At 59.4% G+C, this 19,121-nt stretch carries 15 protein-coding genes; 3 read left to right on the forward strand and 12 right to left on the reverse strand.

Annotated elements, in window-relative coordinates; genetic code table 11:
- Positions 1 to 44 precede the first annotated feature (44 nt).
- On the reverse strand, positions 45 to 1,097 hold the full coding sequence (locus ACQK2L_RS30155) for a glycoside hydrolase family 130 protein (RefSeq protein ID WP_425400770.1): 1,053 nt from the start codon (positions 1,095 to 1,097) through the stop codon (positions 45 to 47).
- A gap of 244 nt (positions 1,098 to 1,341) precedes the next feature.
- Between ACQK2L_RS30155 and ACQK2L_RS30160 the strand changes: the two genes are divergently transcribed.
- A complete protein-coding gene (locus ACQK2L_RS30160) occupies positions 1,342 to 2,370 on the forward strand; it encodes a LacI family DNA-binding transcriptional regulator (RefSeq protein ID WP_425400771.1) in 1,029 nt (342 codons plus the stop codon).
- A gap of 110 nt (positions 2,371 to 2,480) precedes the next feature.
- On the opposite strand, the gene ACQK2L_RS30165 is transcribed toward ACQK2L_RS30160, so the two are convergent.
- The 3 genes from ACQK2L_RS30165 to ACQK2L_RS30175 all read right to left on the reverse strand — a co-directional run bounded on the left by ACQK2L_RS30165 (position 2,481) and on the right by ACQK2L_RS30175 (position 6,274).
- Positions 2,481 to 2,888, reverse strand: a complete 408-nt coding sequence (locus ACQK2L_RS30165) for a hypothetical protein (RefSeq protein ID WP_425400772.1) — start codon at positions 2,886 to 2,888, stop codon at positions 2,481 to 2,483.
- A gap of 1 nt (position 2,889) precedes the next feature.
- Positions 2,890 to 3,756, reverse strand: coding sequence for an MBOAT family protein (locus ACQK2L_RS30170; protein WP_425400773.1), 867 nt, complete (start codon positions 3,754 to 3,756; stop codon positions 2,890 to 2,892).
- A gap of 73 nt (positions 3,757 to 3,829) precedes the next feature.
- The gene (locus tag ACQK2L_RS30175) at positions 3,830 to 6,274 is read right to left on the reverse strand and encodes a hypothetical protein (protein ID WP_425400774.1); all 2,445 of its coding nucleotides are present in this window, start codon (positions 6,272 to 6,274) and stop codon (positions 3,830 to 3,832) included.
- A gap of 530 nt (positions 6,275 to 6,804) precedes the next feature.
- Here ACQK2L_RS30175 and topA point away from each other — a divergent pair.
- Positions 6,805 to 9,567: a type I DNA topoisomerase gene (gene topA / locus ACQK2L_RS30180; RefSeq protein ID WP_425400775.1), complete on the forward strand. Its 2,763-nt coding sequence runs from the start codon at positions 6,805 to 6,807 to the stop codon at positions 9,565 to 9,567.
- Positions 9,568 to 9,569: 2 nt separating this feature from the next.
- On the opposite strand, the gene ACQK2L_RS30185 is transcribed toward topA, so the two are convergent.
- Genes ACQK2L_RS30185 through ACQK2L_RS30215 form a run of 7 tightly spaced genes read right to left on the reverse strand, consistent with a single transcriptional unit; the run spans position 9,570 to position 15,708 of the window.
- On the reverse strand, positions 9,570 to 10,817 hold the full coding sequence (locus ACQK2L_RS30185; protein WP_425400776.1) for a hypothetical protein: 1,248 nt from the start codon (positions 10,815 to 10,817) through the stop codon (positions 9,570 to 9,572).
- A complete protein-coding gene (locus ACQK2L_RS30190; protein ID WP_425400777.1) occupies positions 10,814 to 11,398 on the reverse strand; it encodes a tetratricopeptide repeat protein in 585 nt (194 codons plus the stop codon). Before ACQK2L_RS30190 ends, ACQK2L_RS30185 begins: the two co-directional genes overlap by 4 nt.
- The gene (locus ACQK2L_RS30195) at positions 11,395 to 12,333 is read right to left on the reverse strand and encodes a vWA domain-containing protein (RefSeq protein WP_425400778.1); all 939 of its coding nucleotides are present in this window, start codon (positions 12,331 to 12,333) and stop codon (positions 11,395 to 11,397) included. Before ACQK2L_RS30195 ends, ACQK2L_RS30190 begins: the two co-directional genes overlap by 4 nt.
- Complete coding sequence (locus tag ACQK2L_RS30200) at positions 12,330 to 13,361, reverse strand: VWA domain-containing protein (RefSeq protein ID WP_425400779.1); 1,032 nt, start codon at positions 13,359 to 13,361, stop codon at positions 12,330 to 12,332. The genes ACQK2L_RS30195 and ACQK2L_RS30200 overlap by 4 nt, the downstream gene beginning before the upstream one ends.
- Complete coding sequence (locus ACQK2L_RS30205; RefSeq protein WP_425400780.1) at positions 13,355 to 13,822, reverse strand: DUF4381 domain-containing protein; 468 nt, start codon at positions 13,820 to 13,822, stop codon at positions 13,355 to 13,357. Before ACQK2L_RS30205 ends, ACQK2L_RS30200 begins: the two co-directional genes overlap by 7 nt.
- The gene (locus ACQK2L_RS30210) at positions 13,819 to 14,739 is read right to left on the reverse strand and encodes a DUF58 domain-containing protein (protein WP_425400781.1); all 921 of its coding nucleotides are present in this window, start codon (positions 14,737 to 14,739) and stop codon (positions 13,819 to 13,821) included. The genes ACQK2L_RS30205 and ACQK2L_RS30210 overlap by 4 nt, the downstream gene beginning before the upstream one ends.
- Before the next feature lie 9 nt (positions 14,740 to 14,748).
- Positions 14,749 to 15,708: an AAA family ATPase gene (locus tag ACQK2L_RS30215; protein ID WP_425400782.1), complete on the reverse strand. Its 960-nt coding sequence runs from the start codon at positions 15,706 to 15,708 to the stop codon at positions 14,749 to 14,751.
- Positions 15,709 to 16,599: 891 nt separating this feature from the next.
- On the opposite strand from ACQK2L_RS30215, the gene ACQK2L_RS30220 reads away from it, so the two are divergent.
- Positions 16,600 to 17,493 carry a PEP-CTERM sorting domain-containing protein gene (locus ACQK2L_RS30220; RefSeq protein ID WP_425400783.1) on the forward strand — a complete coding sequence of 298 codons (894 nt, stop codon included), beginning with the start codon at positions 16,600 to 16,602 and terminating at the stop codon, positions 17,491 to 17,493.
- Positions 17,494 to 17,520: 27 nt separating this feature from the next.
- On the opposite strand, the gene ACQK2L_RS30225 is transcribed toward ACQK2L_RS30220, so the two are convergent.
- Positions 17,521 to 19,074 (reverse strand): sulfatase, encoded by a 1,554-nt coding sequence (locus ACQK2L_RS30225; protein WP_425400784.1) that lies wholly within the window; start codon positions 19,072 to 19,074, stop codon positions 17,521 to 17,523.
- Positions 19,075 to 19,121: the final 47 nt, after the last annotated feature.

The following is a 19,121-nucleotide window of genomic DNA, read 5'->3' on the forward strand; positions in this document are numbered from 1 at the left end:
GGCCGGTTGAATTCAGTCAGTTCTGGTAAGACGCGCGGGTACGCTTAGAAAACCGTCGAGTTTGCTTTCGTGTACTCTACCAGTTCCTTGATGTGTGCGTAGGCCACACACGTGCAAGTATCCGCGGCCCCGTAGTAGATGGCCAATTTACCAGACAACGGTTCGTGCAGCGCGGCGCAGGGGAAAACCACATTCGGCACGTGGCCGGTAGTCTCATAGGATGCCTCTGGCGTGAGCAGGTGCCGGTTCGTTCGGTAAAGCACTTTCCAAGGCTGCTCGAGGTCCAAAATGGCAGCACCCATGCTGTACACGAAGCCGTTGCAGGTATCGATCACGCCGTGGTAAATCATCAACCAGCCGTCGGGTGTTTCAATGGGGATAGGCCCCGCGCCGATCTTGGTGCGCTGCCACCACTGGCCCACCTCATCTCCACCTCGGCCCATCACCTTCTCATGCATTCCCCAATGCACCAAATCGGGACTCTGGCTGACATAGATGTCGCCAAAGGGGGTGTGCCCATCATCGCTGGGGCGGCTGAGCATGAAGAACTTGCCGCCGATCCTGCGGGGAAACAAGACTCCATTGCGATTGAACGGCAGGAACGCATTGGTCATGCGCTCAAACTGCCGAAAGTCTTTGGTGCGCGCCATGGAGATGGTCGGTCCATTATGCCCGCCGCACCATGACACGTAGTACCAGTCTTCGATGCGGACCACGCGAGGGTCGTAGGCGTAGTCGCTCGGATCGATTTCGGCGTTGGCGAACGTCAGCGGCGAGTTCTCGATTTGCCAATCGAGTCCATCTTCGCTCCATCCGACGTGCAATCGTGGAAACCGCGTGTAGTCTTCGGTGCGGAATACGCCCGCGTATCCGTCGCCAAAGGGAACCACGGCGCTGTTGTAAATGCCATGGATTTCCGGTAGCGGATTTCGATCGATGATAGGATTGCCGCGATGCCGCCACACAACCGACTTGTCACCGGCTGGTCGTTCCTGCCAAGGAAATGTCGCCTGGGAAACGCCCTGAGCCGCGCTCTTTTCGGCGGCTGTGGTCTGACGGCCATCGGTTCCCACCGAGGCTGCCTCGACTGGGTTCATCTAGATTTCTCCAAAACTCAGTTCAAACTCACCCTCACAATAACCTGCCGCCGCCCAAGCAAGGCGCCGCCAACGCAGGTGCGGGGATAGCCGCAACCTTCTAAGTTACCTTAAGCCGTCGCCCTGTTCAAGTATTTGACCATAGCGGATTGCCTTTAGTTTATGCGGTTCTAGGCTCCTCGCCTAGCATATCCACCATGGATCAGTCTATAAGAAAGGGATGGAAGAGCCACGAGTACCCCGATTGAAGGACGTCGCCGAAGCTGCCAATGTGTCGGTGAGTGCCGCATCGAAGATCCTCCGCGGCGATGTCAGCCGATTTGGAGAAGCCACCTGCCAGAGGGTGTTGGAGGCGGCCGAACGGCTTGGATGGCGGCGGAATCTGCTGGTTAGCAGCATTCAAACGGGGCGTACCCAAACCGTCGGCGTGATGATCCCGCCCTACGATTCCTTTTGGGTAAACGTGCTTTCCGGCATCCACAAGCGACTGGCCGAAGCCGACTACCTGCCCATTACCGTATGGCAGGGCGACCTGGAGCACATGCCTCATTTCGAGGCGGACGAGCAGGAAGGGCTCAAGCAAATCAATCGTCTGTTGGATCGACGCGTGGATGCCTTGATCATGTGGCCCACGTTTGCCGTGGCTTATCGGCAGCACATCGCGGAGTTGGCCGAGCGGAAAGTACCCGTCGTGGTGATCGACTACCAGCCCGACGAACCGTTCTGCGACACGGTGGGCACGAACGAGGCCTTGGCGGCCAAGACCATCGCCAAGCACCTGCTCGACTTGGGTCACCGCCGGATCGCTTGTATCTCCAGCCGCGAAAGTAAGTCCCAAACTTGGGCGTTGGAACGCCGACAGCAGTTTGAGCGCGCCGTGACGTTTCATCCGGAAGCGAAAGTAAAAAGCTGGCGATTGAATAGCGAAGGCAGCAATGGTGTGGAGGTTGCCACTGAGATTCTGACGTGCGACTTCCGCCCAACGGCCGTTTTTGCGGTCTCCGACCACGAAGCGCGCGATGTGTACGAGGCGGCGATTACCCTCGGCCTGTCCATTCCCTCCGACCTTTCGGTCGTGGGCTTTGCCGACCTCGACTTTGCGGCCCACCTGACCCCACCTCTCTCGACCCTTCGACAACGCCCGCGTGAAATTGGCGCCGAGGCGGCGTCGATTGTGCTCCGCCGCCTTGATAAGTCGCTCTCCGATTCGAACGTGGAGTCGAAGATCGAAGCCGACTTCATCCTCCGCGAATCGACCGGCCCCGCGCCCTGAGAAAGCGCTACGGCAACCCGGTTGATCGCTGGGGTTTGCGTACTTTCCAATCGCGACGAACACTCGCACTCTGCTACCAGGCTTGCTCGTTGCCGGGAGCATTCCGTCGATCATCCAGCAAAAGTCGCCCACGCGTAGATCGCGGTAAAGCTCACAAACATCACGCTCAGCAGGTGGTATCCCGCGCGGAGCCACCACTTCGTCAGGTGCGGCCGAACGTCCAGCACCGCTTGCAACGCGAGGCGGATCCCCCAGAATGCCGTGGCGTAACCGCAAACTGAACGGGCGAGCAAGTTGCCGCTCGCCAGTTGTTCGTGGCACACAATGCTGATCAGCCCCAGAGACACGATGCCCAACACCACGTAACCGCCGTACACCCAGTACATCTGGCGATGGAGTTTTGGCAGGCTGGCGAACTGGTTCTTCCAGTCAAGCTGCATCGGAACCAGTGCACTTGCCACCAGCACACAAAGCTGACCAACACCTGCCAGCAAGATAAAGCTCGAGAGAGTGGGCATACTAATGGGCTCCAAGTGCGGACATGAACGGGAGAACGATGTTGCGCACAAACGGCGGATGAAACAACAACCCCGCTGGCAGGGTCAGCACCAACGCGGTGACAAGCCAACCGGACCAGCCCCGAGCAAGTCCGATCGCTCGACCGGTTGGCGAGCGTTGCAGCAACATACCCAATGGCTGAATAACAAAGTACAGGGTCGGCCCACCGAATCCCCCGCCAGCCGGGAGTGAAATCACCGCGTCGTGCACCAGTCCGCTGAACAAGAAACCAGCCAACAATCCCCAACGAGGTCCCAGGGCGTGAGCAAATGGTAAGAACAGGAAACGGTGAGCCAGGTCGCGAAACGCTGTGTTCCAGCGGCGTCCCCAAAACTCGGTAAGTGATCTGCTGGCGATGGGCCAATCCATGAGCGGAGCAGCGGCAACGCCGCGTGAGCGCCAGAAGCAGGAGAGTAAATGGAATAACCCGAAGTGCAGCGCAAACACAACGCCGATCATACCGGTCCAACCCAACAGCAGGTCGTAACCGCTGGGAATAATCCGGTGAGCCAGGTAGAAGCAAACCAGGCCTGCCAACAACTTGCCGGCAGCAAACACCCACTCGCCCAGGGAAGGGCGGACGACTGCATCGCTAGTTTCAGCAAGAAACGCCCGGGCATCGAGGCCCGGCCACGCCAGCAAGTAGGCCATGTGGCGCGCGATGGAGGTTCCTGGAGATGGAGTGCGGCGCCAGGTGAGCCACTTCAGTCCCGCGTAGATCGACACCGCCAACAGCCACATCAAGGCCCACTGCGGGAGACCTCTGGCCGCAAGGCAGGTGAGCGGCGGCAGCACCAACACCGGCAACCAACCTTGCCAAACGGGCATCGATGTTGCCGTGCGGTGCACTATGCCTACGAGCGGTAAGAAACTGCGATGCGCTTCGCGAACCCGTTATCGCTTAGCTCTCCTGATCGCTATCGGTTTCGTCTGCTTCATCCGTGTCGGGGCGTTTCCAATCCAACTCGACATTGTCCAACAGAGCATCGAGAGCGGCCCGACGATTTCGCTCGACATTACCTCTGAAGAAGTAGCTTCGACCGGGCCAGAAGTTGGCGGTTTCCAGGAAGTCGCTACGCAACTGCTCGATCGACTCTTCCTGATCGGCCATGCGAACAATGTAGATGATCGACTTGTCGAAATTCGGTAGCGCGGTCACCTCACCTTCCTGGAGCTTGAATACGTCCTCCAGGAACTTGGGCCCCACATCTTTCAGTCCTTCTGGCTGCGACAGTCGGTAGTTAGGCATCGTGTCAGTAGGTGCGATGTCGCCGAGAGTCAGCCGAGCAAAGGCCGGCGTCATGGTAATTTTCACGTCGGGCTGATCCACATAGTACTCAGCCAATGTCAGACCGGATTCCTGAGCTTTCTTGGCATCTTCCTTGGCGCGCTCCAAGGCAATCTCGGCGGCTTTTTCGTGCTTCCATGCGGCAGCCACTCGATCCTTGATCTCCTCGAACTTCGGCTGACGCGTCTTTTCTTCGCCAGTCTTCATCACCAGATAACGGTCGCCAAAACGACCGACCTCCGCTGTGAGGATCGGCTCATACAAATCGGCCTCTCCGCGAGACATCAGCGCCACCACCATTCTGTCCTGCGGATTGATCGTCTGACCGACTTCCGTATCACGAAGCTGGAAGAGGTTCAGATCGCCCGTCTTCTCAAACTCCAGGTTGAACTCTTCGGCCAAGGGCGTCAAATCACGAAGTTCCACTGGCGGCTCGGGAGGATCCTTCTCCAGGGCTTCGGCGTCGAGTTTGTCGCTCAGGTACTTGCTGTATGCAGGATACAGCCTCGTTGCGATCTGCTGCATCGTAGAGTCGACTTCGTCGAAGAACTTCTCCCGAGCCAGCAACTGGCGAATATCGTCTGCCACCTCCTCCAGAGGTTGATATTTAACTTCTTCTTCGGTCTCTTCGACCGACTCGGTTGTTTCTTCACCGGATTCGGCTGCGCTCGATTCCGCTTCGGCCGATTCCTCGCTCGCTACACTTTCTTCAGCGGCGGACTCTTCGGCGCCCGACTCCGGCTGGTAGGAAGCCAGTCGGAACGGGCTGGTACGCAGCGCGGCCGATGGCTCTTCTGCAGCGCCAGGCTCTTCGCTGCTTGGTTCTTCGGTAGTCGGTTCGACGGGAGCTTCTTCCGACGACTCGGCGGCCTCCTCAGCAGGCTTGGTCGCTTCGGGAGACTCCTCAGCGGGCTGCTCCGTGCTCTCAGGTGCTGGTTCTTCCGAGGTGGCTTCTTCGGCAGCGGGTTCTTCGGCGGGCGATTCCTCGCTCATCGACTCTTCCGTTGTTTCTTCTACCGCTTCTTCGCCAGATGGCTGCTCTTCGGACGACTCCTCGCCCTCAGGTGCGGTTTCCTCTTCGGTCATGTCTTCGAAGTCGGCGGCCTCAACGAATAGCAGGCCCTTGTTCTCTTCGTAGAACTTGGCGATCTCTTCGTCGGAGATTTCCTTCTTGTACTTCTCGACGAACTCGTCATAGTTAGCGCGCAAGTACTGCAGCGAAACCTTGGGTGGCTCCATGAAACCGGGCGTCGGCGAGGGCAATTCGACATTCATCACCGAGCGAGGTACCGCGTAGTAGTCCTTGTGCTCTTCATAGTACTTGCGCAACTCATCGTCGGTGGGCTCTGGCACATCAAGCATTACGGACTTCGGATCGATGGCGGCCGCTTCCACCTTCGCCCGATCGTTGGTCTGCTTCCACTCCTCCCAGCGATTCACCGGCAACTCGGCCGAGAACATGCCAGCGCTGCCAGCGCCATAGCTTCTCAGCGCGGCCTCGGCTAGCAACTCTTGCCGCAGCGCGGAGTAGATCATCTGTTCGGGAACTGGAGAGCCGGCCGGGTTTATCGAGGCCAGCACCTCGTACATCTCATCGCTCCCCAGCAGGCCCATGCCGAGTTCGTTAATGTACTCGAGTATCGCATTGTCCGAGATCACGACGCCCATATCCCGCGCCCGATCGGCCAGGATGTGCCTTAGCACCACGTCGTTCTCCAGCATCTCCAAATTCCAGTTTTCGCCAATCAATCCGATCGGTTGCACACGCTGCCGGACGGGAACCTCCGAGGTTTGGGCTTTTATATAACCGTACTGGCTGACCCCGCGGACGAATGAGCTTACCAGTTGGCGATTTCTGACCAGCCTGTCGAGTTCGCCTTCGGTCAGTTTGCCGCCATCCCAAGTGACGGCCGTAGCGTTGGGGCTAGTTCGTCCGGAGGCGTTGCCCCTGCTCTGCATCCATTGCGACAAGGGATCGGCGACGGTGAAGACAAACATCAAGATAACGCCGCCCACCACAATTAAGGTCTTCTGGTAGCGACGGAAGAACCGAAACATTGCGAATATCCTGTATCTTAAGCTGGCTCCCTCGGCCGCGAGGGGCGAGAACCCTTGACAGTTTGGCAGGCCAGTCCTAATGGTTGGACAAGGCCATGCCGCAAAAAGCAAGCTATCGATTCTATGGCAGATTGACGTAAATGCAATCCCAGTCAGCAGTAGGGGTGACGAAGCGAGCGTTTGCCGGCGGATTCGATCGCCTGGCCAGCGACCAACTGGCGAATTGCCCCAAGGGCCGGAAATTGGCCATTCCCGGCTCGACCCCCAATCGCCGCACGACCCCTAATCGCCGCAAACTACTCGAACGACACCTCCCGCATACAGTGGCACCCGATCGAATGACGAACAAGCGACAATACCACCAATTGGCAGGCAGAATGCGGATAAGCGAAATAGCGTAGTGCTTTGTCGCATTTTCCATTAGCTTTGGCATTTCGACTTCGCACCATAGGCAATCCACCCCTGCGGGAGAGTGGTAGCCGGGAAGAAACGACGGACCAGAGAAGAATTCAATAGGCATCGAGCATCCTATGGGAAAAAAGAAGGCAGCCGGCAAGAACGCCCTGGTGATCGTCGAATCGCCGGCCAAGGCAAAGACCATTGGCAAGTACCTGGGGCCAGGCTTCACGGTCGAGGCCAGTATTGGACACGTCCGCGATTTGCCCCAGGGCGCGAAGCAGATTCCCGCCAAATTCAAAGGCGAGTCTTGGGCCAACTTGGGGGTGAACGTAGAAAAGGACTTCGAGCCCATCTACGTCGTCCCGCCCGGCAAGAGCAAGCACATCAAGATGCTGAAGGACAAGCTCAAGGACTCCACTGAGCTGTACCTGGCGACAGACGAAGACCGCGAAGGAGAGGCCATTAGCTGGCACCTGCTGGAGCTATTGAAGCCCAAGGTGCCGGTTCATCGGCTGGTATTCCACGAAATCACTAAAGACGCCATCCAAGCGGCCTTGGCGTCGCCCCGCGATGTGGACGACGGTTTGGTCCGCGCGCAGGAAACGCGGCGGATTCTCGACCGCCTGTACGGGTATGAAGTATCGCCCCTGTTGTGGCGCAAGGTCCGCCCCAAACTTTCCGCCGGGCGTGTGCAGAGCGTGGCGGTGCGGTTGATCGTCGAACGCGAGCGGGAACGAATGGCGTTCGTTTCCAGCAACTGGTGGGACTTGTTGGGCAAGTTCGCCAACGGCAAGCAGGAGACGCTCGAAGCCACTTTGGTAACGGTTGATGGCCAGAAGATTCCGGCGGGCAAGGATTTTGATCCGGCCACCGGCAAGCTCAAGAATGCCGAGCTAAAGCTGCTGAATGAAAAAGAGGCCAAAGATCTGGCCGACCGCATTCGCAGCGGCGAGTTCACCGTTACCAAGGTGGAAGACAAACCTTACACCACCAAGCCATACGCCCCGTTCACCACCAGTACGCTGCAGCAGGAAGCCAACCGCAAATTGGGCTTCACCGCTCGACGCACGATGGGCGCCGCACAGAGCCTGTACGAAAACGGTCACATCACCTACATGCGTACCGACAGCACCAATCTGGCGTCGGTTGCTGTGGAGGACGCTCGTAAACTGATTGTCGACGAGTACGGCAAAGACTACCTGCCCGACAGCCCGCGAACCTACGCCGGCAAAGTGAAAAACGCCCAAGAGGCACACGAAGCGATCCGCCCGGCTGGTCACCCGTTTGAGCTGCCTGGCAACATCAAGAGTCAATTGAACGCGGACGAGGCAAAAATATTTGACCTGATCTGGAAGCGAACCATCGCTAGCCAGATGGAAGACGCCCGCGGCCGACGCATTGCGATCACCATCGAGGGAGGTGGGTGCACGTTCCAGGTGAGCGGCAAGACGATCGACTTCCCCGGGTACCTGCGAGCTTACGTTGAAGGCTCCGACGACCCCAGCGCCGAACTGGCCGACCAGGAGAAGCTGCTGCCTTCGGTGGAAGTCGGCGAGAAGCTGAACTGCTTGGAACTATCGGCCAAGGAGCATAACACGCTGCCGCCCAGCCGGTTCAGCGAAGCGGCCCTGACCAAAGCGCTCGAAGAACGCGGCATCGGCCGCCCGAGTACGTACGCGTCGATCATCGAAACGATTCAGTACCGCAGTTACGTGTTCAAGAAGGGCAATGCGCTGGTGCCGACGTGGATTGCGTTCTCGGTGACCAAGTTGCTGGAGGATCACCTTTCGCGGCTAGTCGATTACCAGTTCACCGCCCAAATGGAAGACGACCTCGACGCAATCAGCCGCGGCGAGCGAAAGTACATTGAGTACCTGGATTCGTTCTATTTTGGCGACGGTACGCCTGGGCTTAAGAAGCAGCTCGAGCACAAGGTCGACGAGATCGACGCGCGGGGTATTAGTCGCATCCTGATCGGCAAGGCCGACGATGGCGAGGAAGTGTACGTCCGGGTGGGGCGTTACTCGCCGTTTGTCGAAAAGGGCGAGACCACCGCGTCGCTGCCCGAGGACCTGCCGCCGGACGAAGTGACGATGGAGAGGTCGCTCGAATTGCTCGCACAAGCCGAAAAGGCCGACGAGCCGCTCGGCACCTGCCCCGAGACCGGCAAGCCCGTGTATTTGAAGATCGGTCGGTTCGGCCCCTACATCATGCTGGGCCATCCCGATGACGAAGAGAAGCCAAAGAATGCCGGCCTACTGAAGGGCATGAACCCCGACGAAATCGACCTGGAAACCGCGCTCAAGCTCTTGTCGTTGCCTCGCGAGCTAGGCGAATACCACCCTCCCGCCCCAGCGGCGACCGAGAAGAAAGAAATCGACGAAAAGAAAGAAGGCGAGGAGAAGGACGCGAAGAAGGAAGCCAAGGGCGGCAAGGTCATGGCTTACAACGGTCGCTACGGGCCGTACATCAAATGCGGCAGCGAAACCCGCTCGCTGCCAGCGGACATCTCGCCGCTGGACGTCACGCTGGAGCAAGCTATCGAACTGCTGAAGACGCCCAAGACCCGCGGCCGAGGCGCAGCCAAGAAAGAACCGATCAAGGTCTTCGATGGCGAATCGCCCGTCACCGGCATGAAGGTGCAACTGTTGGACGGACGCTACGGTCCTTACGTGACCGATGGCGAGACGAATGCTTCGTTGCCCAAGGGCACGAGCCCCGAGGAACTCGATTTCAACGAAGCGTTGAACTTGCTCGCCGCCCGCGCCGCCGCTGGTGGATCGAAGAAAAAGAAGACCACCAAAAAGAAAGCGGCCAAGAAGAAGCCAACCAAGAAGAAAACGACCAAGGCTGCCAAGAAGGGCACTACGAAGCGGAAGACGAAAAAGACCTAGGTCTACCCGGTTGGATTCAGTTGTGGCAAGTCGTCGCTGGTTGGTTGAAGGTGGCTCGTAGAACGCGCTTGCTGGAGCGCTGCGGCCATTTCATGGCCATCCCAGGTCGACTTTGGGTCAGCTCCGTATAACCGCCAATGCAAGTCGGTGGCGGCACGCTGCAATCTGGCTGGAATTGGCTTCTCGCGCGGTCGCGTTAGTTCCCACTCCATCCACGCGGCTTCTGCCGCTGCCGCATCCCCCGCTCGGCAAGCCCTCAGCATCCTGTGGGCGATGCGTCGCTCGGGTGGATTGATTGAGTTCCAGACGGCTGCAAGAAAATCAACCAACCGCCGCCACTGCCAATAGCACAGCCCGCCGAGCACCAGGACCACCGCAGTCCACACCAGCCAGCGATAGGTGCGCTGCCCGATAGGCTCTGGCTTTTCCTGAGCAATGACTGCGGCAACTTCGAACGTTGCCGATGGCAAGGTTTTGGATCCGTACTGTTCGCGATCAGGATTCCACCACACGTACTGGATGGCCGGCAGGGTGACTTTGCCTGGCTGCTCCAGCACGTAGGTAATCCGATCGGTCCGGGTGCCGGTGAAGTCTCCTCGCTCTGTATTGTCGGTGATCACCGGGTCGTCGAAATGCACTCGCACCCCCTTGGGCACGGTCTCCGGTGGCGGAGCCAGCGCCATGCCGGTGATCTGGTCGGCCTGTTGGGTGATCGTGCGATGAAACACGGCCCCTTGCCTGGCCTTGCCTGGCTGCGGATCCCACTCTTCCTCGACGGTCAGCGAATCGGTCGTCACCAGATACGTCGAGGGACTGCTGCCTTCGGGCCGCTCGATTTGGAAATGGGTCGCGGGTGTCTGCTCGTCGTGGTCCTCCGCGGGACCAGTGAATCCATCACGGTTGGCAAAACGCACGTCGAACGCCGGCAGCTCCAAGTCGCCATCGGCTTGAGAAAACAAAGCGAACTCGTGCGTTTGCACAAACCACGTATCGTCCTCGATTTCCTCCGATGACACCACTGGATTGCCGATCTTGACGATCACCGTGCGCGGGATCTGCGGGAGCGAAAACGAAGCGGCTCCAACAAACGGGCCTTTGCCACGCAGCTTGACGAAGAACGAGGCTTTCTGCCCTACCCAGACTTTGTCCTGCGGAACGTCGATGGCAACAAGATCGACGTCGGCGCTCGCCGGGTGAACGATCGCTGCGAGAAGCAGCAAAGCTGCGACTGTACGTGGCGTGTGTGTCATGGCTCGCCACTCCCGGCATCCAGTGCATCCTGGTAGGCGAACTTGGCCTTCAGAAAGTCGGATGGCTTGGTCTGCACATTGCGAAGCCACATCGCTTGAATGGTAGAATCCGACGCCGCTTGCTCACCCGCAATCTCGGTATCCTGTCCACCCTTGGGCTTGTTCGGGTCGAACACCACTTCGTCGGCGCCCTCCTGCTGATCGCCAATATCTCCACCGTGAGTGTCGAGTCGCTTCGCTCGCAGTTCTGCGATCTCGCGATTCTCTTTGGCGTCCTTCCAACCGGGTCGAGCGTTCAACGCCTCGTCGTAGCGATCGACGGCTTGCTCGTACTTGCCAAGCATCACCCATGCATTGCCCTCGTTGAATCGAGCTTCAGGCGTATCGACACGGGCAAAGGCCTGCACGGCCTTCTCGAACTCGCCCGCCCGATACCAGGCCGCTCCCTGACGTAGCGGATCGTCGAACGTCTCCGCAGCTTCAGCGTACTCCTTTCGATCCACCAGGCGCTGAGCCTGTTGGTCCGGAGTGAACCACAGCCCCACCCAACTCACCGCGAGCAGCAAGTAGATTCCTCTCATGGCTGTCCCTCCTCGCTACTCAGTTTTTGCCGTCGGAAAGAGAGTGCAACGATCAATGCGAGTACCGGAGTCAGCCAGTATCCCGCTTCCTGCCAACGGCTGCTCTCACCTGCGATGCCACTCGACGCACGGCGTTCGGCGAAGTCGACTATCGCATTGATGTCGTCATCGTTCACCGCCAGCTGCTCCACCGAGGCATGCAGCGAGCGAGCCAACTTTTGGACGCTCGTGGTCTCGGGACTGCCCTCGTCGACTAGCGCGAGGAACTGGATCGGGAACGACTGATCCAGTTCATTCAACCGCGTAACGGTTTGACTATCCAGTTCCGCCGAGTCGGCAACCACCAGAATCGACCCGCCTTGCTGCTGGTCGGTCAGCAGCTTGGCGGCCTGCTCAATCGCCAGGTCCAGGCGGTCGCCTGGCTTTGGCATGATCTCGGGGGTAACCTCCGAGGCCATCTTCGCCACCACGTCGGTGTCGCGAGTGGGGGGCAGCACCAAGTGCGCCGAACCGGCGTAGGCAATCAGCCCCAGCGGCTGGCCTTTTCGCAGCTCGGCCAGGTCCGCAATCTTCAGGTGGGCGCGCTCCATCCGCGAGGGCTCCGGCGGCGCTAGCTCCATGCTTTGGTCGGCCTTCAGCAAGATCATCAGTGGCTGCGCGTCGGCCGCGAACGGATTCGGCTCCAGTCGCCACGCAGGACCAGCAATGGCAATCACTGCAATTATCCAACCCGCCAGCAACCAGTAGAGTCGCCAGTTCGCGCGAGCGTCGCGGCCCACGACCAGCGGCTCCAGCAGTTCAGGGGCAATCTGCCCACGCCAGCCCCGCAAGCCATCGGAATGACGTTGCCATAGCCACCAAACGGCGACCACCACCGGCAGCAGCGCCAGCCAAGCGGGGCGGAGGAAATGGAGATTGCTAAACAGCGCGTTCATGTGACCAACTCCAACTTGCCGGTGGCGGGGTTCACATGAATCGTATGGCCGTTGGGCCTGGCCGGCGTTATCCGTCGCTGCTGAAGCAGCAAGTACACGTGTTGCAACAAGGATAGCAGCAGCGCAGCCGCTATCGGCCAGTAGAACAGATCGTGACGGGGGCGATGGCTGACCGTTTTCACCTTGCGAGTTTCGATCTTGTCGAGTTCGTCGTAAATGCCCTCCAGGCTTTGCCGGTCGGCGGCAAAGAAGTACTTCCCATCTGCCGCGTTGGCGACGTCGCGTAGCGCCTGTTCGTCGAGCTTGTCTTCGCCCACCGTCGTGGCGTCGCCAATGGCCACGGTGTGAATATGAATACCCCGCTGCGCGGCTACTCGAGCCGCTTCGACCGGCGGCACCAAGCTCTTGGTGTCGTTGCCATCGGTGAGCGCGATGATCGTCTTGGCCGTGGCGTCGCTTTCGTCGAACAAGTTCACCCCCAGACCAATGGCATCGCCCAGCGCGGTGCGTGGCCCGGCCATCCCCACCTGGCACTCGTCGAGCAAGCGTCGCACCAGGTCCAAGTCGGTTGAGAACGGTGCTTGCAGATAAGGAGCGTCGCCAAACACCACTAGCCCTACACGATCTCCATCGCGCCGCTCGAGAAAGTCGCCCAGCACCTGCTTCACCGCCGCGAGTCGGTCGACTTTCTCACCCGCTTCGCTCTCAAAGTCCTCCTGCTGCATCGATGCCGATAGGTCCACTAGCAGCAACAAGTCGCGCGTTGGGCGTTCCTGCGTAACGGGTGGCTCAATCCACTGCGGTCGAGCGAGGGCGGCGAGCACCAGCAACCACAGCAAGCTGGGAACGACCAGTCGTTGAGGCTGGCGATCGGTGGAGTCGCCCGCTTGCTTCAAGGTTTGCGCCAATCGATCGCCGAACGGAACGCGAACCGAAACTCGCTGCGCGCGACTCGCCGGCAGGAGCGCACGCAGCCCCCATGGCAGCGGAAGCAGCAGGAAGATCCAAAGGTAGTTGAACGTCAACATCGCGAATCGCTCTCGGACAGTTGGTGACGTTGGATCCAAGTCTCGGCGTAGTCTCGCAGCGTGGTGATGTCCGCGCCCTCGCTTGCCGGGTCGTATATGGCGGCTGCCATTTGCTCCTTCACCTTGGGCGGCATGCTTTCGCGCACGGTGCCGGCCAACCACTCTGGCCACCTTTCTCCCGTGAGCGAAGCCACTTCCGATCGAGGTGCAACCGCAAGCGCGGTGCGTCGGAGCAGCTCGGAGATTTCCGCTGGCGTCTTGGCGGACTTAAGTTCACCAAGGGCCGCGCGCCGGTAGGCGTTGGCACGCCACTGCCGCCAGCGCCGGATCCCCCACCACGCGACTAGCACCGCGGCAATCGCCAGCAGACCATACCACCCCGGCGCCAGGGGCCACCAGCTCACGGGTGGAGGCTCCACGATGTCGTGCAGGCGATCGAGGCTGGCAGGGTCGTTGCTCATGCTTTCCGGGGTCGATGGCCAAACAGGGCTCTCACTTGTTCAGGCACAGGTCGCGCGGCTGAAATGGGGAGCAGGGGCACTCGCAACGCGTGAAAGATGTCCCGCCACTCGTCCAACCGCTGTTGGAAACTAGCCTGAAAGTCCTCTGAAAAGCTCGCGCTGTTCCCCATCTCCCACATCCGCCCCCGGTCGCTGGCCAACATCCCGGGCGAGCCAATGAGCGAAGCTCCCAGAGGATCGTAAACGGCGGCCACCAGCACATCGTTGTGCGAAGCCAGCCGCGCGGCGAGCCGCGCTGTGCTGTCGTCGGCGCCGTCCAGATCGCTAATCAGCACCACGAGATGATCGTGTTTGGCAATCTGCAAAGCACGTTCCAGCGTTTGGTTAAGCGTCACGCTGACGCTCGGCGGATGAGCCACCGTCAATTCTTGATTCAGCCGCACGACTTCATGCAAGAGTTGAAGCACACGCGTTTGGCTTCGGTGCGGCCGGACCTCGACGACTTCGTTATCGTTAAACACCAGCCCGCCCACGCGGTCGCCTGCATCCAGTGCCTTCCAAGCACCGAGCGCCGCAAGTTCGGCCGCGGCAACCGACTTCATGGTGAGCTGGCTTCCAAAGAACATCGTCTGGCGCTGGTCGACCACGAGTAGCACGGGACGTTCGCGCTCTTCTGCGTAGACGCGCACCTGCGGTGAGCGAAGTCGAGCGGTCGCCTTCCAGTCCATCGTGCGGATGTCGTCCCCCGGACGGTATTGCCGCAGTTCCTCGAACGAAAGACCTCGGCCGCGCAACCTGGAAGCGTGACGCCCAGCCAGTAGTGAGCCGACCGGTTGGCGAGGCAATAGCGAAAAACCGCGCGCATCGGCCTTTAGCATCATCAACTCTTCGAGCGATACGGCGACGCGAGCACCCACGGCTGCACCTCAGACGGGGACGACATTCTTCAGTAGTTCTTCGATCACTTCACTGCGCGTCACACCTGCGGCTTCGGCTTCGTACGTCAAATGCACACGGTGCGCCAGGCAAGCGGGGGCCACAGCCCGAATGTTGTCGGGCGAGACAAAGTACTGCCCCGCCAGCCAGGCGTGCGCCCGGGCGGCAGCATCCAGGGCCAAAGTACCGCGAGGGCTCGCGCCCAACCGGATCCATTTGGGAAGATTGCCTTCGTACTTCTCCGGCGCCCGGGTGGCGAGCACGAGGTCGACAATGTACTTCTCGGCGGCCTCGGCCACGTGAACCGCGTTGACTTGCTGACGAGCTGCGAACACCACTTGCTGATCGATCTTCGTTGGCGGTGCCGACGATTCGCCCGATTTCTCCCCGCGCACAAGTCGCAGGATTTCGGCTTCGTTCTCGCCAGCCGGATAGTCGACCCGCACGTAAAGCAGGAAGCGGTCCATCTGAGCTTCGGGAAGGGGATAGGTTCCTTCCTGCTCGATGGGATTCTGCGTGGCGAGCACCAGAAACAACTCGGGCAGCTTATGCGTCTGCCCCGACACAGTGACCTGTCGTTCTTCCATCGCTTCGAGCAACGCCGCCTGCACCTTGGCAGGCGCGCGATTGATCTCGTCGGCCAAGATCAGATTGCCAAAGATGGGCCCTTGCTGAAAATCGAACGTCGCGGACTGCTCGCGATAAATCTCCGATCCGGTCACATCCGACGGCAAGAGGTCCGGTGTGAACTGGATTCGACTGAACTCGCTATCGACCAGGTGCGAAAGCGTCTTCACGCTACGCGTCTTCGCGGTGCCCGGTAGCCCTTCCATCAGCACATGGCCGTTGGCCAGAAGGGCGACAAGCATCCGCTCGACCACGTCCTGCTGTCCAATCACAGCAGCGTTCATGGCCTTAGAAATATTGAGAATCGACTCGCGTGGTTCCATGTAAATCCTCGTCGTGTCGTTACTTCGTTGTCGTAAGAGAGCGAATCGAGTGGACGCCTGATGCTCTTAATTCATTGTCAAGCCAAACGTTACGTCTCGCTAGATTCGTGGGGGTACAGCGACTTGCTCGCATACAACTGAGAAACTCCACGAGTTCTCTTTTCTCCTGTCCACTTCGCTTGGCTAAAGCCTTTCCCACGTAGGAATTATGACTTATCCGGCTTAGCGACATAAGCCACACTTGTATTTGGCTCGCCGGCCTCGCTTTGTGGTGCGGCCGGCGGGCATTCGTATGGGATCTAGAACATTTCTGGAGCAAGCTCATGAGATCGACACTTGGTTTTGACCTGATTCCGATAGCGACAGATCGGGACATGTTGCCCTGTTCGGTGTCGTCGAGGCGTTCCCCGCTGGGTTTCCTGGCGATTGCAACAACGGCACAGTGAACCTTGTGGCGAAACAACCTGGGTGACGACGAAGAGGCCCTCAACGGCAACAGGTCGGGGAACGTGTTCGTGGGCTCTGAGCTGGGCGATCTTCGGCTTGCTCGCCCGTTGTCATGGGCATGTAGCTGGCTCGGTTTGAATGTATTCACAAGAGCCAATGCGCCGGGATACATCCCCTGCAACCGCTTGCGGGTTTCCGTCTGCAGCGGTTTTTTTTCATGAATCTGAAGATTCCTGGTATCAATTCTCGCCCCCACTGCCCGTTACTTCTGCTGGGGGAGATTGGCGCGCTGACGCACGTCTGCGCGCCGCCAGTAGATGTCCCTTTTCACTGACTCAGGTCGTTGTCTCGCCATTGCGAGGCCATAGGGGGATGGGCACAGCGATGGCTGTGCCTGGGTGCCTCTTCGCGACAACTCGATTCGACAACAGGAGTGCTACTGCTATGAGCCGGACCGTTCTCTTCCTTGGGATATTGGGTGTTCTTTGTTTCGCTTCTTCTAGCTCAGCAACCATCATTGCCTACGATGGATTCGACTACGATAGCGATGGCCTGGGGGTCGACATTGCCGGCCGCGCAGGCGGGGTAGGTTTCTCCGGGGAGTGGTCGGATGGCGATGGCGACTTTGACGCCGTGTTCGACTACACCAGCGGCAGCCTAATGTACCCCTCTGGGTCACCGGGCGCTGGTTCCGAGAAAGGTGGCCGACTCTCTGGCCTGTTGCCTGGTGAAGACGGTACCGCCACTTCCGGCAGCGGTGAGGTCATCCGCGATATCAACGAGTCTGACGACCAGGACATGATTGGCTGGAACCGTGATGCCGTGACCTACATGAGCGCACTGGTTCGGAAAACAGGCACCGCCTCTTCCGCTTCTGAACATATCACCGTCAGCATCGACAACGGCGGCAGTGGCGTTGGGGCTCGTTTCGGCCTCGGCAGCAACGAGAAGTTCTTTGTGGGCATCTCCACTGCAGCCACAGAATACGGCACCAGGGACGTCGTACCGGGCGAGACTTACTTGCTGGTCGCAAAGATGGAAGCCAGCAACTCGGTCGACGACGTATTGAGCCTGTGGGTGTACGGCGAAGGCGATGTCGTCCCTAACGCGGACCCGATCACTGGCTTTGATGTCTCTCAAACGGTCGGCTCTGGCCGCAGCCTGGAAAGAGTGCGTATTACTTTCGGCAACTTCAACATGGGCATGGATGTCGACGAAGTGCGAATTGCCACGACGTGGAGAGAAGTCGTCAACCCGGCCGTACCGGAACCGGCGACCGTGACCCTCTGCTTACTGGGCATTGCTGCAGCAGCAGGGTTTCGCATGCGACGCAAATAGGTTGCGTGATCCTGTACGCATCACCGATCAAGGGATGAGCGAAGGCGCCCAGTTTCCGGGGCGCACTTCAGGGGTCTTTCCCGATGGGGGGAAGGTCGTCTTGATTGCTTGATGGAGTGTGCCGGAGAGTTGCGCGACCGTATCGGAGTATTCAGGATCGCTCGCCAGGTTGTTCTGCTCCCTGGGATCCTGCTGATGGTCATAAAGTTCGCGACCCTCGTTGCCGTCGATCCACTCGGTGTAGCGCCAACGCTGCGTCCGGAGTGAGTAACCAAATCTTGTTTTACTTCCGTTAGGACGATTCACACACGTGAGCGCCCATCCCCGGCCTTCCGCGTTGGGGTCGCCCAGGATCGGGGCCAGATCCTGCCCCTGCAAATTGTCTGGCGTCGAGACGCCGCACAGTTGGGCCAAAGTGGGGTAGAGGTCTATTAGGCCTACGGGTGTGTTGGCGACCGAGCCGGCTTTCGCGATGCCGGGCGCGGAGATGATCAGTGGCACTCCGGCACTCTCTTCAAACAGACTCCGTTTCTGCCATAGCCGATGCTCGCCAAGATGATAACCATGGTCGCTGGTGAACACCACAATCGTATTCTCCGTCAATCCATGGCGGTCGAGTGAATCCAACACGTGCCCGACCTGTGCGTCCATGAACGACACGCTCGCGTAGTAGGCCCGTGTTGCTTCGCGCTTCAAATCATCGGACATCGCTAGCTCTTCCTTGTGGCGGCACTGCAGCGCAATAGGAGGGATGTCCGACTCATCCTCGTTGGGATCCTGTCGCAGTTCGACGGACGACAGCGGATACTGATCGAAATACGACTGCGGTGAGATGTACGGAGTGTGAGGACGAAAGAAACCTACCGCAAGGAAGAACGGGCGTTCCGGACGTTGGGCGCACCGCTCGAAGACCCAGTCGGCCTGGTCGGCAATCATTCCGTCGGTCAGGTGCTCGTCGCTGCGCGGGGATGCGTACCAGCTTAGCGTCGCCCCAAACTTGCCGGGTCGGAGCGAGAAGATCTCGTCGGGGTCGACCGTGCGGTCGTACCCGATCGGGTTGAGTTCCAGCTCCCACGAAGCCGGGTCGTCGTGACCATCGGTGCCAATCGAGTTGGGAACGTTGTAGTGGTAGAGTTTGCCGATCCGCCCCACGAAATAGCCCGACAATCGAAACGCCTGTGGCAAGCTATGGTGACGGGGAATGGTCTGGCGGAAGATCTGGCTGTTCTGCAATATCCCTGTGCTCGCCGGATAAAGCCCCGTTAGCATCGAATTGCGACTTGGGCCGCACAGCGGGTACTGACAATACGCGTGAGCGAAACGCACTCCACGCTCGGCAAGTTGATCCAGATTGGGCGTTTCGACCTCCGCATGCCCGTAACAACCAAGCGACGTGTTCAAGTCGTCAGAAATGATGAACAACACGTTGGGTCGATCCGCAGCCAGGCAGTGACATTCTGCCGCCAAGCCAACCAATATCACTACTAGCGCAACGCCCAGCAAGAAGTTTGCGCGACGTCGCAGTTCACTTCGACCTCGCCCCGCTGTTTGAGCACCTGCATCTCGCCAATTGACAGCCATGGCTACCTTTCCCAAGAGCAAGGACCAAGAGAGGACACCGACGCCCT

The organism is Aeoliella sp., assembly GCF_965227375.1.
Classification (GTDB): Bacteria; Planctomycetota; Planctomycetia; order Pirellulales; family Lacipirellulaceae; genus Aeoliella.

Excerpts from the sequence above, each read along its gene's own strand:
- ACQK2L_RS30155 (WP_425400770.1), bottom strand. The coding sequence starts at position 1,097 with ATGAACCCAGTCGAGGCAGCCTCGGTGGGAACCGATGGCCGTCAGACC.
- ACQK2L_RS30165 (WP_425400772.1), bottom strand. The coding sequence starts at position 2,888 with ATGCCCACTCTCTCGAGCTTTATCTTGCTGGCAGGTGTTGGTCAGCTT.
- ACQK2L_RS30170 (WP_425400773.1), bottom strand. The coding sequence starts at position 3,756 with ATGCCCGTTTGGCAAGGTTGGTTGCCGGTGTTGGTGCTGCCGCCGCTC.
- ACQK2L_RS30175 (WP_425400774.1), bottom strand. The coding sequence starts at position 6,274 with ATGTTTCGGTTCTTCCGTCGCTACCAGAAGACCTTAATTGTGGTGGGC.
- topA (WP_425400775.1), top strand. The coding sequence starts at position 6,805 with ATGGGAAAAAAGAAGGCAGCCGGCAAGAACGCCCTGGTGATCGTCGAA.
- ACQK2L_RS30185 (WP_425400776.1), bottom strand. The coding sequence starts at position 10,817 with ATGACACACACGCCACGTACAGTCGCAGCTTTGCTGCTTCTCGCAGCG.
- ACQK2L_RS30190 (WP_425400777.1), bottom strand. The coding sequence starts at position 11,398 with ATGAGAGGAATCTACTTGCTGCTCGCGGTGAGTTGGGTGGGGCTGTGG.
- ACQK2L_RS30195 (WP_425400778.1), bottom strand. The coding sequence starts at position 12,333 with ATGAACGCGCTGTTTAGCAATCTCCATTTCCTCCGCCCCGCTTGGCTG.
- ACQK2L_RS30200 (WP_425400779.1), bottom strand. The coding sequence starts at position 13,361 with ATGTTGACGTTCAACTACCTTTGGATCTTCCTGCTGCTTCCGCTGCCA.
- ACQK2L_RS30205 (WP_425400780.1), bottom strand. The coding sequence starts at position 13,822 with ATGAGCAACGACCCTGCCAGCCTCGATCGCCTGCACGACATCGTGGAG.
- ACQK2L_RS30215 (WP_425400782.1), bottom strand. The coding sequence starts at position 15,708 with ATGGAACCACGCGAGTCGATTCTCAATATTTCTAAGGCCATGAACGCT.
- ACQK2L_RS30220 (WP_425400783.1), top strand. The coding sequence starts at position 16,600 with ATGAGCCGGACCGTTCTCTTCCTTGGGATATTGGGTGTTCTTTGTTTC.
- ACQK2L_RS30225 (WP_425400784.1), bottom strand. The coding sequence starts at position 19,074 with ATGGCTGTCAATTGGCGAGATGCAGGTGCTCAAACAGCGGGGCGAGGT.